Raw genomic sequence first — 15,739 nt, 5'->3', positions numbered from 1 at the left:
GCGGGCAGGCCTAGAATGGGTTAACTTCCCTACCCATGAGCCCACCATGCAACTCACGCTGCAAAATCAAACCGCCATCGTCACCGGCGCCAATTCCGGACTCGGACGCGGCATCGCGCTGGCATTCGCCAAAGCCGGCGCCAACGTCGTCGTCAATTATCACAGCCACCAGGACCAGGCCGACGAAGTGGTCGCGCTGATCGCCGCCGACGGCGGACAGGCCATCGCGGTGCAGGCCGACGTCGGCGAAGAACCCGACGTGCTGGCCCTGTTCGACGCGGCCGTCAAGCGTTTCGGCACCGTCGATATCGTGGTGGCAAACTCCGGCCGCCAGGACGACGCGCCCAGCGCCGACATGACCCTGGCCCAGTGGGAAGGCGTCCTCAAAACCAATCTGACCGGCCAATTCCTGTGCATGCGCGAGGCGGTGCGCCTGTTCCGCAAACAGGGCCAGCGCGAAGTCTCCCGCGCGCTCGGCAAGATCATCTGCATGAGTTCCGTCCACCAGCGCATTCCGTGGGCAGGCCATGTCAACTACGCGGCGTCAAAGGGCGGCGTGCACCTGCTGATGGAAACCATGGCGCAGGAGGTCGCGCCCGAGAAAATCCGCATCAACGCCATCGCGCCGGGCGCGATCAAGACGCCGATCAACGCGGAGGTCACCGCTGATGGCGGCAGTCCGGAACTGCTTAAGCTGATCCCCTATGGCCGCGTGGGCAAGCCGGAGGATGTCGCCAACGCGGCGTTGTTCCTGGCCTCCGACCTGGCGGACTACGTGGTCGGCAGCACACTGTTCGTCGATGGCGGCATGTCGCTGTATCCGGGCTTCGAGGACAACGGCTGATGGCCGCCGGCGCCAAAGGCAAATCGGCAGCCAAAATCAACCCGAAGGCCCGGGAACGCGCCGAACGTGACATCGCCGACCACGGCGTGATCGGCAACCTTGGCACCATCGCCCTGGTGGCCTGCGACGGCGCCATCGACTACATGTGCTGGCCGAACCTCGACAGTCCCAGCATCTTCGCATCGCTCCTCGATGCGGAAAAAGGCGGCGTGTTCGAACTGACGCCGGAAATCGACGATCCGCGCATCGTGCAAATGTACCTGCCGGACACCAACGTCCTGCTGACCCGCTGGATGGGCAGCGACGCCAGCGCCGAAATCACCGACCTGATGATCGACACGGCCGATGTCGGCGAGACCCCTACGCGGCTGGTGCGGCGGGTGACCGCCACCCGCGGCACCGTCACCATCCGCATGCGATGCGCGCCGCGCTACGACTACGCGCGCGTGGTGCCGTCTGTAGCGATCAAAAAAGGTAGTGTGATCTTTTCCGGCAAAGGCAATCCATCGATTCGCCTAAGCGGCGACGCCGATTTTATTAAGGCTGACGGCGAGGCGAGCGCCAACGTGGTGCTGCGCGCCGGCCAGAGTGTCACCTTCATGCTCGACGAACCGGACGAAGACTTGGCCGACGCCGACACCATCGGCCAGCTGATCGACGCCACCATCGTCCGCTGGCGCGCGTGGGCGGCACAATCGACCTACAAGGGGCGTTGGCGCGACGCCGTCACCCGTTCGGCGCTGGTGCTCAAGCTGTTGACGTCGCGCCGCCATGGTTCCATTGCCGCCGCCGCGACCTTCGCGCTGCCGGAGGCCAAAGGCGGTGTGCGCAACTGGGACTACCGCGCCGCGTGGATACGCGACTCGTCGTTCTCGATCTACGCGCTGATGCGGCTCGGTTATCACAACGAAGCCAAGGACTTCTACCGCTGGCTGGGCGACCGCGCGCTCCACTCCAGCAAGGGCGGGCAGCTGCAGGTGATGTATGCGCTGGACGGCGGAGAGATCGCGCCGGAACGCTCGCTGGATCACTTGTCCGGCTATGGCGGCGCGGCGCCGGTCCGCATCGGCAATGACGCCGTCACGCAACTGCAGCTCGACATCTACGGCGAGTTAATGGACTCGATCTACCTCAGTAACAAGTACGGTGAAGCGATTTCGCATGACCGCTGGCAGGGAGCCTGCCGGGTGATCGACTATGTGTGCCGGCACTGGAATGAGGCCGACGCGGGCATTTGGGAAGTGCGCGGCCCGCCGAGCCATCATTTGCATTCTCGGCTGATGTGCTGGGTGGCGATTGACCGGGCGATACGGTTGGCCAGCAAACGCTCGCTGGCGGCGCCGTTCACGCGCTGGATCAAAGTGCGCAACGCCATCCACGATGACATCTGGTCCAATTTCTGGAACGAGAAGTTGGGGCATTTCGTCGAGGAGCGCGGCGGCAAGGATCTGGACGCGGCCTTGTTGCTGATGCCTTTGGTGCGCTTCGTCGGCGCCACCGATCCGCGCTGGCTCGCAACGTTGGACGCTATCGGCAAACGGCTCACCGATGACGGCATGGTGTACCGCTACAAGCGCGACGACGGCTTGCCGGGCAAGGAAGGCGCGTTCTCGGCGTGTTCGTTCTGGTATGTGGAATGCCTGGCGCGCGCCGGACGCATGGACGAGGCGCGGATGATCTTCGAAAAGCTGCTGCGGTATGCGAATCACCTGCAGCTATATGCCGAGGAATTCGACGAGCGCGCGAAATTGATCGGCAATTTCCCGCAGGGGTTCACGCACTTGGCGCTAGTCAGTGCGGCGTTCTATATCGATCGGGAGATGGAGGGGCGTGGCCATCGGGACTGGCCGGCGTGATCGGCTATCAGCTGTTTGCGGCCTACGCCTGCTGATGAAATGCCCTCGCCGACTCGGCACGCCAAGCAATGCCGATCGGCGAGATCACGAATACCAAGAACAGTGCCTCACATTTTTGAGACACGAGGGCCGCCCTCACCGAACACGGCCGTTGTGAAGCGGGTGTCAAGACTTGGCCCCGTTACCAGACTATGATCATCTGCTCACGATGTGTCTAAATGTCAGACTCGACGCCACTCCTGTGAACCTGGACACTAGCGGTTACTTCACGATTCTCCAATACGGCGAATTTACCGCTGCGTTTCGTCACCAACGAAATAGGAACGGAAGATTCGCCACCATTTATGGAAATGCGGACCTCCATGCCCTGATCGTCGAAAGACTGCAATTCCTTGATCAACTGGGATACTGACTTCCCGCGACTTTCCCAATCTATAGTTGTCAATTTTCGCTCCTTTTTACTGGATCACCCGGTAGCACGGCGTGTAAGCCTTGCCCGCCAACTTCATCCGGCTTTGCTCCACGAACGACGCCAGCAACGCGTCCATTGGCCCCATGATCTCCTTGTCGCCATGGATCTCGAAGTGGCCGAATTTTTCGATCGCGCGGATGCCCTCGTCCTTGACGTTACCCGCCACCACACCGGAAAACGCCCGGCGCAGATTCGCCGCCAGCAGATGCACTTCCTGGTTCTTGTGCAGGCTCAGATTGCGCATGTTCTCGTGCGTCGGCGCGAACGGCTTCTGGAACTCGCGGTCGATTTTCAGGCCCCAGTTGTAGTAATAGGCGTCGCTACGGCTCTTGCGGAATTCGCGCACCTGCTTGATCCCGGCCTGCATCTCGCGCGCCACCAGTTCCGGATCGTCGATGATGATCTTGTAGCGCTGCTGCGCCTCGGGTCCCAAGGTATCGAGGATAAACTGGTTAATCTGCACGAAGTACTCGCGCGACGTCTCCGGTCCGGTGAACACCAGCGGGAACGGAATCTCCGCGTTATCCGGATGCAGCAGGATACCCAGGATGTACAGGATCTCCTCGGCCGTGCCGGCGCCGCCCGGGAACACGACGATGCCATGACCGGTGCGCACGAACGCCTCCAGACGCTTCTCGATATCCGGCATGATCACCAGTTCATTGACGATCGGGTTCGGCGATTCGGCGGCGATGATGCCCGGTTCCGTGATGCCCAGGTAGCGGCCATGCGACAGGCGCTGCTTGGCGTGGCCGATGGTGGCGCCCTTCATCGGGCCTTTCATCGCGCCCGGACCGCAGCCGGTGCAGATGTCCAGATCACGCAGGCCCATTTGATAGCCCACTTCCTTCGAGTAGTTATACTCGGCGCGGTTGATCGAGTGTCCGCCCCAGCACACCACCAGGTTCGGGTTCAGCATCGGCTTGAGCACGCCCGCGTTGCGCAGGATGTGGAAGACCGCGTCGGTGATGTCCTCGGTGCGGTTCATGTCGAACTTCTGCGTATCGGTCACCTCGTTGCTGACGAAGACGATATCGCGCAGCACCGCGAACAGGTGTTCGTGGATGCCCTTGATCATTTTGCCGTCGACGAAGGCGATCGCCGGCGCGCCCTTGATGTCGAGCTTGATGCCGCGCTCGCGCTGCACGATGCTGATCGAGAAGGACTCGTAACGCTCCAGCAGCTCCTTGCCGTCGTCGATGGTGCTGCCGCAATTGAGCACGGCCAGTGCGCAATTGCGGAAGACGTTATATAGGCCGCCCTGGCTAGTGTCGAGCAGCTTGTTCACTTCCGCCTTCGACAGGATCTCCAGCTGTCCTTCGGGCGAAATCAAAGTATCGATAACGTCATGTTCCATGTTGCGTAAATCCTTATTCAGATTCGATGTCACGTAGTAGGCCTGCAATGCCAATATACGACAACTCGGCAATCTTCGGGGCGGAGATTGTGCGCTGCAATTATTCCCGGCCGATTCGGGATTTATTATCACAAATGACACAATCTTGCAGCGGTTGCCTCAAAAAGTGCGTCACGTCGCGTTTGTAGATTAAAATGGCGCCCAATTTGGCCCCCCACAAGGGAGCCGGAGACACTTTTCATCGATCATAAATTAGGAGAAGCCGCATGAGCGGTGCTACCACCACCAACACGGAAGTTGCCATTCCCGAGTTCAAACAGATCATGGGCCACCCGGCCCCGCTCTGGATGTTGTTCATGACCGAATTCTGGGAGCGTTTCGCTTTCTACGGCATCCGTTGGGCGCTCGTGCTCTACGTCGTCGCGCAATTCTATAACGGCGATTCGTCCGGCGAATCGGCCGCCAACCTGGTCTACGGCTCCTACCTGGCGCTGGTCTACGCCGCCGCGCTGTTCGGCGGCTATGTCGCCGACCGCGTGCTGGGATACCAGCGCTCCATCCTGGTCGGCGCGGCCTTCATGGCCGCCGGCCTGTTCATGATCGCCTTCCCCGACCAGACGGTGTTCAAGCTTGGCCTGGCCACCATCATCGTCGGTAACGGCATGTTCAAGCCGAACATCTCGACCATGGTCGGCAAGCTGTACTCCACCGGCGACACCCGCCGCGACTCCGGCTTCACCATTTTCTACATGGGCATCAACTCCGGCGCGATGGTCGCCCCGGTACTGACCGAGTGGCTCGCCACTGCGGTCTTCGGCACCAACGGCATGCCCGCGTACAAAGTGGTGTTCATGTCGGCCGGCGTCGGCATGTTGATCAGCCTTGTGTGGTTCTTCATCGGCCGCCGCAAGCTGCAAGGCATCGGCGCCCCGGACGCGCAGACCAGCGATCCGAAACGCTTGGTGTACGTGGTCCTCGGCTCGCTGTGCGTGATCCCGGTGGTCTACATGCTGCTCGCCGCCGGCGCCAAGAGCCTGCAGGCCGTGTTGACGGTGCTATTCATCCTGCTGGCGATCATGCTGATGGTCGAGGGGATCAAGAACGGCAAGGTCGCGCGCGACCGCGTCATCGCCATGCTGCTGATCTTCTTCTTTAATATCATGTTCTGGATGTTCTTCGAACAGGCCGGCAGCTCGTTCACCTTCCTGGCCGAGAAAATCGTCGACCGCGAAATGTTCAACTGGACCTTCCCGGTGGCGTGGTTCCAGACCGTGAACTCGCTGGCGATCATCACCTTCGCGCCGTTGATCGCCTTCATCTGGGTCGCCATGCGCAACAAGAACCCGTCGATCCCGCGCAAGTTCGGCCTGGGCCTGCTGTTCAATGGCGCCGCCTTCGGCCTGCTGATGTACGCGCTGTCGATGCTGGTCAATATCGACAACAAAATCCCGTTCTGGACCCTGTTCATGGTCTACGTCCTGCAATCGATCGGTGAGCTGTGCCTGTCGCCGATCGGCCTGTCGATGGTGACCAAGCTGGCGCCGACGCGCTTGGTCGGCCTGGGCATGGGCGGCTGGTTCCTGTCGACCGGTATCGGCAACAACCTGTCGGGCATCTTCGCCTCGGCGGTGTCCGGCGAAAGCGGCATGTCGGTGACGTCGGCGCTGTCCGGCTACACCTTCGGCTTCTACTCGCTGATGGCAGGCGGCGTGCTGCTGTTCCTCATCGCGCCGTTGATTCAAAAGCTGATGCACGGCGTGAAGTAACCGCCCGCTTAGCCAAGCGCTTACACAGGCAAATGCCGTCCGGTTCGTACCGGACGGCATTTTTTTTGCTTCATTGTTTTTACCACGTTATTGCGCCGCGTCATGCTTTCTCCAAATAAGGGTGCTACATTCCATCACCGAGCGCTTGCTTTGTTTTCGATCATGGCGCCGGCGACAGCTTCTCATTTCCTAAAAAATAACTAACGGAGACAAAATGAAGAATCGCTTCTGGAAATACGTATCAATAGCCCTCATCGCCATCACCGCCCTGCCCGCGCCGTCCTGGGCCGCCGGCTACACCCAAACCAAGTATCCGATCGTGATGGTGCACGGCTTTTTGGGCTTCGAGAGCGTCGGACCGCTTGAATATTTTTACGGTATCACCTCCGCCCTGCGCAGCGGGGGCGCCAAGGTCTACGTAACGACCGTCTCCGCCGCCAACAGCACCGAGGTGCGCGGCGAGCAGATGCTCACCCAGGTCAAGCAAATCCTGGCGGTCACCGGCGCGGCCAAGGTCAACCTGATCGGACATAGCCACGGCGGTCCGACGGCCCGCTACGTGGCCTCGGTCAGGCCCGACCTGGTGGCCTCGGTCACCAGCGTGGGCGGCGTGAACAAGGGCTCGAAGGTGGCCGATATCCTGATGGACAACGCTCCCGGCGCCAGCACCGTGGTGCTCGGTGCGGTCGCCAATCTGATGAGCATCGTGTCGAACAACACCGGCAAGCCGCAGGACGCCAGGGCGGCCATGACGTCGCTCACCACCGCCGGCTCGCTGGCGTTCAACGCCCGCCATCCGGAGGGCGTGCCGTTGTCGGCCTGCGGCGAAGGCGCGTATCAAGAGCGCGGCGTCTACTACTTCTCCTGGAGCGGCGGCAAACAGCTCACCAACGTGCTCGATCCGCTCGACGCGCCGCTCGCGCTGACGGCGCTGGCCTTCAACGGCGAGAAAAACGATGGCCTGGTCGCCAGCTGCTCAAGTCATCTCGGCCGCGTGATCCGCGACGACTACGCAATGAACCACCTCGACGAAATCAACCAGACGGCCGGCTTGGTCAGCCTGTTCGAAACCAGTCCGGTGACGGTGTTCCGCCAGCAGGCCAACCGCCTGCAGGGCCTGGGCCTCTAGGAGCGCGGCATGCACACGAACGTGAAGAGAGCCGGGATCGCCGCCCTGCTGCTGGCCGGCTGCGTGCTGTATTTCAGCCGCGACGAGGCGACGCCCGCCCCGCCGCAGATGCGAGAGCCAGGTTCCGCCCCCTTCGCGTTCGTGCCGTCGATGGAAGGCACGCGCCCGGACGGCGACATCAAGACGCTGGCCGGCGACCAGCTGGTGGTCGACGCGGAACTCGGGCATCTGTTCGACTATTATCTGGCGGGGCTCGGCGAGAAGGGCCTGGACGCGATCCGGACGGAGATCGAGCGGGAGCTCGATCGGCGCCTCAAGCCCGGACCGGCGCGGCAGGCCAAACAGCTGCTGTCAAGTTACCTGGCCTATAAACAGGCGCTGGCGGGCGTCGAATCGACGCTGGCGCCGTCGGGCGACGTGGCGCGCTCGGTGCGCGCGCGGCTGGCGGCGATGCGCGCCCTGCGTTCGACGTATTTCACGCCCGAGCAAAGCGCAGGCCTGTTCGGCGCGACCGATATCGCGGACGACGACGCGGTGGCGCGGCTGGAGGTGGACGTCGACAAGACCTTGAGCGCGGAACAGAAACAGGCCAAAGTGGCGGAGCTGGACCGGCGCATGCCGCCGGCCTTGCGCGAGGAGCGCGAGGCGCCCGCAAAAATCATCCGTCTGGAGGAATCCGTGGCGCGGCTGCGGGCCGGCGGTGCGGGCGACAATGAGGTCTACAGCGTGCGCGCGGCGGCGTTTTCGCCGGAGGCGGCAGCGCGCCTGGCCGACGTCGACCGCGACGAGGCGGCGTGGAAAGCCCGCATCGGCGCCTATCAAACGCAGCGTGCGACATTGCTGGCGCAACCGGCGCAACAGAAAGACGCCGCGCTACAACGCCTGCGCGATGCAAGCTTCACCCCAGAGGAACAGCGCCGCCTAGGCGCCTACGAATAACCAGGCGCCGATCCACCATCACGTACGCTGCATCGGATTGGCGTTCAACCAATCCTGCAGCTTGTCGGCGGTATCGGCCGGCAGATGCAAGCCCAGTTTGGAACGCCGCCACAAAATATCCTGCGCCGTCCGCGCCCACTCGTAGCGGCGCAGATACTCCACCTCCGTCGCGAACAACCCCGGCGCGATCTGCTCGCCCATGTCCGCCACATCGGTGCGGTCGCACAGCAGCGTATGAATCCGCGTGCCATATGCGCGCGCATAGCGCAGCACCAGCAGCGGCGGCAGCCACGCATAGCGCGCCTGCATGGTGCGCACCCACGCGTCGAACTGCAGCACCGATTTATTCTGCGGCTCGGCGCCGTAGACGTCTCCTCCCGGCAGGCAGGCTTTATGCGTCCATGCGCCGTGGCGGTTGTCCAGCGACTTGGCGATCAAATCCACCGCCTCCTCGGCGAGCTTGCGGAAGGTGGTGATCTTGCCGCCGAAAACACTGAGCATCGGCGGCCCGTCGCTGTCGACCTCCAGCCGGTAATCGCGGGTGACGGCCTTGGCGTCGGCGCCATCCTCGACCAGCGGACGCACGCCGGAATAGGTCCACACCACGTCCGCCGGCACGATCGGCTTGACGAAGTACTGGCTAGCCAACTGGCACAGGTAGGCGATTTCGTCCTCGCCGATGGCGACCTGGTTGGCGTCGCCGTGGTAATCGAGGTCGGTGGTGCCGATCAGTGTGAAATCGCGCTCGTAGGGAATGGCGAAGACGATGCGCCCGTCCGGATGCTGGAAGATATAGGCGTTGTCATGCTCGAAGATGCGCTTGACGACAATATGGCTGCCTTTGATCAGGCGCAGGTGGCCGCCCCCTCCTTCGGCAACGCCGCGTGCAGCAGGTCGGCGGTCCAGGGACCGGCGGCGTTGACCACGTAACGGGCGTTGACGCGGATATTGCCGCAACTGGGCTTGTACAGGGTCGCCTCCCAGCCGGCCGCCTTGCGCACCAGCGCATTGCAGACCGCCTGCGTCAGGATGGTGGCGCCCTTTTCGCAAGCGTCGATGGCGTTCAGCACCACCAGCCGCGAATCGTCGACCCAGCCGTCCGAATAGATAAAGCCGCGCTGGAACTCGGGCTTGAGCGGCTTGCCGGCCGCGTGGCAGCGCAGGTTGACGCCGGACGACGCGGGCAACAGCTCGCGCTTGGCCAGCAGGTCGTAGAGCATCAAGCCGGCCCGGATCAGCAGCGCCGGACGCTGTCCTTTCGCGTGCGGCATCACGAAGCGCATTGGCCACATGATGTGCGGGGCCGCGCGCAGCAGCGTTTCGCGCTCGATCAGCGCCTTGCGCACCAGGTTGAATTCGTAGTATTCCAGATAACGCAGGCCGCCATGTATCAGCTTGGTCGACGCCGACGACGTGTGCGACGCCAGGTCGTCCTTTTCGCACAAGACCACCGATAGCCCCCGCCCCGCCGCGTCGCGCGCGATGCCGGCGCCGTTGATGCCGCCTCCCACTATCAGGACATCGCAATCGAGTGTGTGCTGCGGTTCCGCCATGTCTTCCCCGGTTGTATCGCCAAATTAACGTGTAACCCTCTAAGTTACTCTACGTTACGTGAAATTTGCCATTCCTCATAGTGTGCGGCACCTATTCCAGCCCAAAAAGCCACGTTCCGTTAAGGAAGATCAAATTCGGAACGAAATTTTGATGGTCTATAATCGGCCCACCTGTGACCATCGTGAGACCGAGCTTTGACCGCTTCCCCTACCGCACTACCCAAGTGGATGACCCGCCGTAACGCCATCCGGGGCTTCATCGTGGCCGGCGCGGCCGCCCTGATCGCCGGCGGCCTGCTGCTGGCCTACCTGCTGCTTATCGTGGCGCCCAATCTGCCGGCGCTCGACGCCGTGACCGACTACCGACCCAAGATTCCGCTGCGCGTCTACACCGCCGATAACGCCCTGATCGGCGAATTCGGCGAGGAACACCGCGACTTCGTCCCGATCAAGGACATGCCGGAGCTGATGAAAAAAGCGGTGCTGGCCATCGAGGACAAGCGTTTTTATGACCATAATGGCATCGACTGGCGCCGCGCGCTGGGTGCGGCGCGCGCCAATGTGGGCGGCGGGTCGCGCCGCCAGGGCGGTTCCACCATCACCATGCAGGTGGCGCGCAATTTTTTCCTGACCCGCGACAAATTCTACGGCCGCAAGCTCAATGAGGTCATGCTGGCACTGAAGATCGAGGCGGCGCTGAGCAAGGACGAGATCCTGGAGCTGTACATGAACCAGATCTACCTGGGCCAGCGCTCGTACGGCTTTGGCAGCGCGGCGCAGACCTATTTCGGCAAATCGATCAAGGAGCTCGATGTCGCCGAAATGGCCATGCTGGCCGGCCTGCCGCAAAACCCGGCCCGCCACAACCCGGCGGTCAATCCGAAACGCGCCAAACAACGCCAGCGCGTGGTGCTGGCGTCGATGCGCGACCTCGATTACATCACCGAAGAGCAGTACCAGAAGGCGCTGCACCAGACCTTGCGCGTGAGTACCCGCGGGCAGCAGTTCGAGACCCATGCCGAATACGTGGCCGAACTGGCGCGCCAGGTCGTCTACGCCCAGTTCAAGGAGGACTCGTACACCAAGGGGATCAGCGTCTACACCACCATCCTCAAGGCGGACCAGGACGCGGCGTATGAATCGGTGCGCCGCAATGTGCTCAACTACGACCAGCGCCACGGCTATCGCGGCCCGGAGGCCTTCATCACCTTGCCGGCCGGCGAGGAGGAGCGCGACGACGCCATCGAGGAAGCGCTGCAGAAGCGCCCGAGCAGCGACCGCCTGATTCCGGCCGTGGTGCTGGAAGCGGGTCCGAAAGCGGTCAAGGTGCAAAACCCGGCCGGCGAGGAGATCACCATCACCGGCGACGGCCTGCGCTTGGCCGCCGGCGCCCTCACCGACAAGGCAAAGGACGCCGTGCGCCTGCGGCCCGGGGCGGTGATCCGCATCATGCAGGGTAATAAGGACGCCTGGTCGATCTCGCAGGTGCCGCTGGTGGCGGCGGCCTTCGTCTCCATCGACGCCGTCAGCGGCGGCTACCACGCGCTGGTCGGCGGTTTCGATTACAACCTGCAGAAGTTCAACCACGTCACTCAGGCCTGGCGCCAGCCCGGTTCCGCGATCAAGCCTTTCGTCTATTCGGCCTCGCTGGAAAAGGGCTTTTCGCCGGCGACACTGCTGAACGACGCGCCGCTCGACCTGACCAGCGCCGAAACGGGCAACGAGCCATGGAGCCCGCGCAACGACGACGGCAAGTTCGACGGCCCGATCACCATGCGCTACGCGCTGGCCGAATCGAAGAACGTGGTGTCGGTGCGCATCCTGCGTTCGATCACCGTGCCTTACGCGCACAACTACCTGGGCAAGTTCGGTTTCGACCTGGCCAAGCATCCGAAGAACCTGACCATGGCGCTGGGCACAGGCTCGGTCACGCCGGCGCAGATGGCCGGCGCCTACTCGGTGTTCGCCAATGGCGGCTACGCGGTCGAGCCGTATCTGATCGCCAAAATCGTCGATGGCGAGGGCAAGATCATTAGCGAGGCCAAGCCCCGCACCACCCTGCCCGACGAGGCCCGCGTGATCGATCCGCGCAACGCCTTTGTCACCGACAGCATGATGCGCGAAGTGACGCGCACCGGCACCGGCGGCGCCGTGGCGCGCCTGGGCCGTCACGACATGGCCGGCAAAACCGGCACCTCCAGCGAAGCGGTCGACGGCTGGTTCGCCGGCTACGGCGGCGGCATCGTGGCGGTATCGTGGATGGGTTACGACGATTCGAAATCGTTGGGCGGCAAGGAGTTCGGCGCCACCGTGGCGCTGCCAATCTGGATCGATTACATGAAGGTGGCGATGAAGGGCCGTCCGCCGCAGGACCGGCCGGTCCCGGCGGGCATGACGCAGGTTGGCGGCGAGTGGCTGTACGACGAATTCACCGGCGACGCGGCGCGTACCACGCTGGACATCGAGGAGACGCCGCCGGGCGCCGAGAACATGGTGCCGATGGCGACCGGCGCGGAGAACATCGCGCCGGTACCGGTGCCAGCGCCGGCGCCGGCCCCGCGCAGCCAGTAACCGCGCTACCGGAATGCTCAGGCCGACAGATAGCCGCGCATCATCCGCACGGCGCTGTCGGCGAACATGTCGGGCGTGACATTGGCGGCGCGGTACTTCCAGCGCTTGACGTACCAGTCCTGGAAGGTGGCCATGATATGCGCCGCGACGAGGTCCGCGCTGCCCGGCGGGCGGCCCGGAATCTGCGCGATGACGTCGGCGAACAGCGACTGCACGTACAGCTCCGACGCCTTGGCGGTGTGCCGGTGCTGCGCCTGCAGCACGCGCGAGTCCATGAAAACGAAATAAAACCACGGCTGCAAAATCTCGGACACGTAGATCGATGCGCGGATCAGCGCCTCCAGCTTGTCGAGCGGCTCGGCCAGGTCGTCGAACAGGCGCGGCATCTCGTGGGTCGCGTGGCGCACCACGTCCTCGATCATCTCGGCCAGTTGATCCTTGTTGCTGATATAACCGTACAGGCCGCCCATCGACAGGCCGGTCTCGTGGCACAGGTCGCGCAAATTCATCGCGCGGAAGCCGACCTCGTTGGCCAGCTTGAAGGTGGCGTTGAAGATGCGTTCGAGGTTTTCCAGCGCCGGCTTGCGGCGTTTGACCGTGATGCGCTCGGCATTGCGGTCCAGCAGATAAGACCAGATATTGACGCCGTCCAGCGGCGTCATGCTCTGGAATTGTTCCAAGTCGAATTGTGCCCGCAAGATGGTCTCTGATGTGGTTTTATTAATAACGTCTCCGTTCATCTTAGCACAGGGCTCCCGCGCCCCCGCTCTAAAAATGAGTGTTTTACCTATATTCCACTTGTTTTTCGGACACAATAACAGCAAAATTCCACCTTCATTCCACCTTCATTCCACCCCGAACATCGGCTCCCTGCAACTCCTCCGACCTCTTCCCGTCTGGCGCTTACTGATCGCGGTCATGTCGGCGGTGCCGGGGGCTACGCTGGCGCAAACCACCGCCAGCATCGACGAACTGGCCGATCTGGTGCTGGGCATCGTCCAATACACGCGTTGGCCGGGCGCGCTGCCGCCGCCTGGAGGAACGCGCCGCCGTGCTGTTCATCGACATTCGCTGACCGCCGGCCTGCTGGGCGCTTGCGCCGCCACCAAACCGGTCGAGCCGGCCGCGCCCGTCATTACGGCGCGCCAGGCGGCGCAGCAGTCGCTGGGATTCAAGCCGACCACGCGCGGCTGGGAAAAGAGCCTGAGCACCGACGGTGGCGGCGACGTCGGCGGACGGGTGACATTCGGGTTTGACAATACCACCGAAGCCGGGCGTGCCCAGAACCGCCGCGTGACGATCATCGTCAGCGCGGTGTGACCGCGGTTCAATGGACGTAGCGGGCGATGAAGTAAACGCCCGTCATGAGCAGTGAGGCAAAGCCGTACAGCTTCCACATGTGGGAAATCTGCATGTTATACAAAGTGATGCGCTGTTCCACCAGCGCATCCTTGAACTCGTCGCGCTGGTTGGCCAGAGCGTCCTTGAATTCCTCGCGTTGAGCGGACAGGGCCGCGAAAAAGTCCTCGCGCTGTTTGGCCAGCGCGTCCTTGAATTCCTCGCGCTGTTTGGCCAGCGCATTATTGAACTCCAGCTTATGCTCGTGCAGCAGCCCGATAATTCGCTCGGTGGACGCGTGAATCTCATTGCGCAGCGACTGCACATCTTCCTTGGTCGCAAAGCTGGTTCGTATCACAGCCACATCCACCTCCACAGCCGACATGCGTTTCTCGACCACTGCGAGACGTACTTCGACACGTCCATCATATGCGCCACGAGACGCGTTTTCAATCGGATTTTCTTCGTTGTTGGCAGGCATGATCGCTCCTCGGGGCACGGCGGAATGACCAAGTTAACACACGCTACCCGCGCTTCGATTGAGGCGTATCAGACAAAAAAAGCAGCCAGGGGGCTGCTTCACTGTACCGCTACGCCACGAGGTGGCTTGCTTATTGTTCGAATCACACACAATATGCGGGTCGGCGGATTTCACGTCAACAGTTATCGCACACAGTGTGGCGCGCCGGGGACAATCGCCACCTGCGCATCAGCGTGACAATTTAACCGGCGGTCACGCGATTGCGCCCGGCCCGCTTGGCCTCGTACAAGGCTGCGTCGCCGGCCGAGATCAGCCGGATCAGGTCGTAGCCATGCTGATCCGAGCAAGCCACGCCAAGGCTGGCGGTGAAGCGCACCGTCACTTCGCCGGTCGACACCACGGTCAGCTCGATGCCCGCCCGCAAACGCTCGGCCAGCCGCAACGCGTCGGCCAGGTTCAAATCATCGAGCACCAGCACGAACTCCTCGCCGCCGAAGCGCGCCAGCACATCATGTGGCCGCAACTCCATCCTCAGCAAGGCCGACAAATGGCGCAACACCTCGTCGCCGACCAGGTGGCCGTGGCTATCGTTGATCGCCTTGAAATGATCGGCATCGATCATGACCACCGCCAGGCTCCGCCCGCCGCGCTGGGCGCGCAGCGCCACCCGCTTGCCCTGCAGCTCCAGGCCGGCGCGGTTGAGCGTGCCGGTCAAGGTGTCGAGCGTCGACAGCCGGCGCAGGCGCTCGGCGTAACGCCGCATCACCATCACGATCAGCCCGAACGAGATGCAGATCTGCGCTAGCGGAATCACCAGGGCCGTCACCCCCATCATCAGCGCGTTGGTCGGATCGGACAAATTGGTATCCAGCAGCATGTGCGTACCGCGCAGCAGCAGCGCACAGCCGAGCGCGACAAAGCCGGTCACGCCGATGCAATCGACACGCCAGCCGCCATGGCGCGCGATGGCGGCGGCGCACCATAAATTGAGCAGGCCGAAATAGAAGCCGCTGAACACCAGCCGCGCGCAACGGCTGGGTTCGACCAAGGTGTAGTAACCAGGAAACAGCAGCGCCAGGCCGGTGATGAGCGCGATCATCGGCCACGACAAGGTGGCCGCGCCGTACACGCGCAGGCCGCGCAGCACCAACGCCAGCCCGAAGGCGATGATGCCGTAGCCGGCCACGCTGGTGAGCAGCGCCGGCAACGTCTCCAGCAGCGTCACGACCACGCCCGCCGACACGCAGACATTGCCCGCCGCCCACCAGCGCAACTCGGGCGGGCTGTCCGCGTAGTTGGCGGACGCGGCAACCAACGCCGTGGTCAGCAGGGTTACGCACAAATGGACCAGTAACAGGGTTTCGAGATGAAGCACGCCGGATGTCCGCGATGAGCAAGGGTTGGTCGAAAACAGCGCAGTATAGAACCAATCG

Annotated in this window: 11 protein-coding genes and 1 pseudogene; 7 read left to right on the top strand and 5 right to left on the bottom strand. The window is 62.9% G+C overall.

Going from position 1 to position 15,739, the window contains the following annotated elements; translation table 11 throughout:
- Positions 1–46 precede the first annotated feature (46 nt).
- Together AC0IYS_RS13775 and AC0IYS_RS13770 are read left to right on the top strand one after the other, a co-directional pair.
- A complete protein-coding gene (locus tag AC0IYS_RS13775; RefSeq protein ID WP_471705680.1) occupies positions 47–844 on the top strand; it encodes an SDR family oxidoreductase in 798 nt (265 codons plus the stop codon).
- Positions 844–2,700 carry a glycoside hydrolase family 15 protein gene (locus AC0IYS_RS13770; protein ID WP_471705679.1) on the top strand — a complete coding sequence of 619 codons (1,857 nt, stop codon included), beginning with the start codon at positions 844–846 and terminating at the stop codon, positions 2,698–2,700. The genes AC0IYS_RS13775 and AC0IYS_RS13770 overlap by 1 nt, the downstream gene beginning before the upstream one ends.
- A 458-nt stretch (positions 2,701–3,158) precedes the next feature.
- Here AC0IYS_RS13770 and ppnN read toward each other — a convergent pair whose 3' ends face one another.
- Positions 3,159–4,529: a nucleotide 5'-monophosphate nucleosidase PpnN gene (gene ppnN / locus AC0IYS_RS13765; protein ID WP_090320151.1), complete on the bottom strand. Its 1,371-nt coding sequence runs from the start codon at positions 4,527–4,529 to the stop codon at positions 3,159–3,161.
- Positions 4,530–4,795: 266 nt separating this feature from the next.
- Between ppnN and AC0IYS_RS13760 the strand changes: the two genes are divergently transcribed.
- The 3 genes from AC0IYS_RS13760 (at position 4,796) to AC0IYS_RS13750 (ending at position 8,363) form a co-directional block, all read left to right on the top strand.
- Positions 4,796–6,295, top strand: a complete 1,500-nt coding sequence (locus AC0IYS_RS13760) for a peptide MFS transporter (protein ID WP_471705678.1) — start codon at positions 4,796–4,798, stop codon at positions 6,293–6,295.
- A 214-nt stretch (positions 6,296–6,509) separates the two neighbouring features.
- Complete coding sequence (locus AC0IYS_RS13755) at positions 6,510–7,424, top strand: lipase family alpha/beta hydrolase (protein WP_471705677.1); 915 nt, start codon at positions 6,510–6,512, stop codon at positions 7,422–7,424.
- Between the two features lie 9 nt (positions 7,425–7,433).
- The gene (locus AC0IYS_RS13750) at positions 7,434–8,363 is read left to right on the top strand and encodes a lipase secretion chaperone (protein WP_471705676.1); all 930 of its coding nucleotides are present in this window, start codon (positions 7,434–7,436) and stop codon (positions 8,361–8,363) included.
- An 18-nt stretch (positions 8,364–8,381) separates the two neighbouring features.
- On the opposite strand, the pseudogene glpD reads toward AC0IYS_RS13750, so the two are convergent.
- A pseudogene (glpD, locus tag AC0IYS_RS13745) lies at positions 8,382–9,916 on the bottom strand (glycerol-3-phosphate dehydrogenase).
- Positions 9,917–10,144: 228 nt separating this feature from the next.
- Between glpD and AC0IYS_RS13740 the strand changes: the two are divergent.
- Entirely contained in the window at positions 10,145–12,487 is a 2,343-nt protein-coding gene (locus AC0IYS_RS13740; protein WP_471705675.1) for a penicillin-binding protein 1A, read from the top strand.
- A gap of 17 nt (positions 12,488–12,504) precedes the next feature.
- On the opposite strand, the gene AC0IYS_RS13735 is transcribed toward AC0IYS_RS13740, so the two are convergent.
- Positions 12,505–13,185 (bottom strand): TetR/AcrR family transcriptional regulator, encoded by a 681-nt coding sequence (locus AC0IYS_RS13735; RefSeq protein WP_471705674.1) that lies wholly within the window; start codon positions 13,183–13,185, stop codon positions 12,505–12,507.
- A gap of 220 nt (positions 13,186–13,405) precedes the next feature.
- On the opposite strand from AC0IYS_RS13735, the gene AC0IYS_RS13730 reads away from it, so the two are divergent.
- Positions 13,406–13,807, top strand: a complete 402-nt coding sequence (locus AC0IYS_RS13730) for a hypothetical protein (RefSeq protein ID WP_471705673.1) — start codon at positions 13,406–13,408, stop codon at positions 13,805–13,807.
- A gap of 7 nt (positions 13,808–13,814) precedes the next feature.
- Here AC0IYS_RS13730 and AC0IYS_RS13725 read toward each other — a convergent pair whose 3' ends face one another.
- Both AC0IYS_RS13725 and AC0IYS_RS13720 read right to left on the bottom strand, forming a co-directional pair.
- A complete protein-coding gene (locus AC0IYS_RS13725) occupies positions 13,815–14,306 on the bottom strand; it encodes a hypothetical protein (RefSeq protein ID WP_471705672.1) in 492 nt (163 codons plus the stop codon).
- 241 nt (positions 14,307–14,547) lie between these two features.
- The gene (locus AC0IYS_RS13720) at positions 14,548–15,681 is read right to left on the bottom strand and encodes a GGDEF domain-containing protein (protein ID WP_471705671.1); all 1,134 of its coding nucleotides are present in this window, start codon (positions 15,679–15,681) and stop codon (positions 14,548–14,550) included.
- Between the last annotated feature and the right edge of the window lie 58 nt (positions 15,682–15,739).

It is taken from the genome of Duganella sp. AC237 (assembly GCF_979254035.1).
Note: the sequence above shows the minus strand (reverse complement) of the source record. Positions and strands in the feature narration are given on the sequence as shown.

Excerpts from the sequence above, each read along its gene's own strand:
- AC0IYS_RS13750 (WP_471705676.1), top strand. The coding sequence starts at position 7,434 with ATGCACACGAACGTGAAGAGAGCCGGGATCGCCGCCCTGCTGCTGGCC.
- AC0IYS_RS13770 (WP_471705679.1), top strand. The coding sequence starts at position 844 with ATGGCCGCCGGCGCCAAAGGCAAATCGGCAGCCAAAATCAACCCGAAG.
- AC0IYS_RS13775 (WP_471705680.1), top strand. The coding sequence starts at position 47 with ATGCAACTCACGCTGCAAAATCAAACCGCCATCGTCACCGGCGCCAAT.
- AC0IYS_RS13755 (WP_471705677.1), top strand. The coding sequence starts at position 6,510 with ATGAAGAATCGCTTCTGGAAATACGTATCAATAGCCCTCATCGCCATC.
- AC0IYS_RS13740 (WP_471705675.1), top strand. The coding sequence starts at position 10,145 with ATGACCCGCCGTAACGCCATCCGGGGCTTCATCGTGGCCGGCGCGGCC.
- AC0IYS_RS13760 (WP_471705678.1), top strand. The coding sequence starts at position 4,796 with ATGAGCGGTGCTACCACCACCAACACGGAAGTTGCCATTCCCGAGTTC.
- AC0IYS_RS13725 (WP_471705672.1), bottom strand. The coding sequence starts at position 14,306 with ATGCCTGCCAACAACGAAGAAAATCCGATTGAAAACGCGTCTCGTGGC.
- AC0IYS_RS13730 (WP_471705673.1), top strand. The coding sequence starts at position 13,406 with ATGTCGGCGGTGCCGGGGGCTACGCTGGCGCAAACCACCGCCAGCATC.
- ppnN (WP_090320151.1), bottom strand. The coding sequence starts at position 4,529 with ATGGAACATGACGTTATCGATACTTTGATTTCGCCCGAAGGACAGCTG.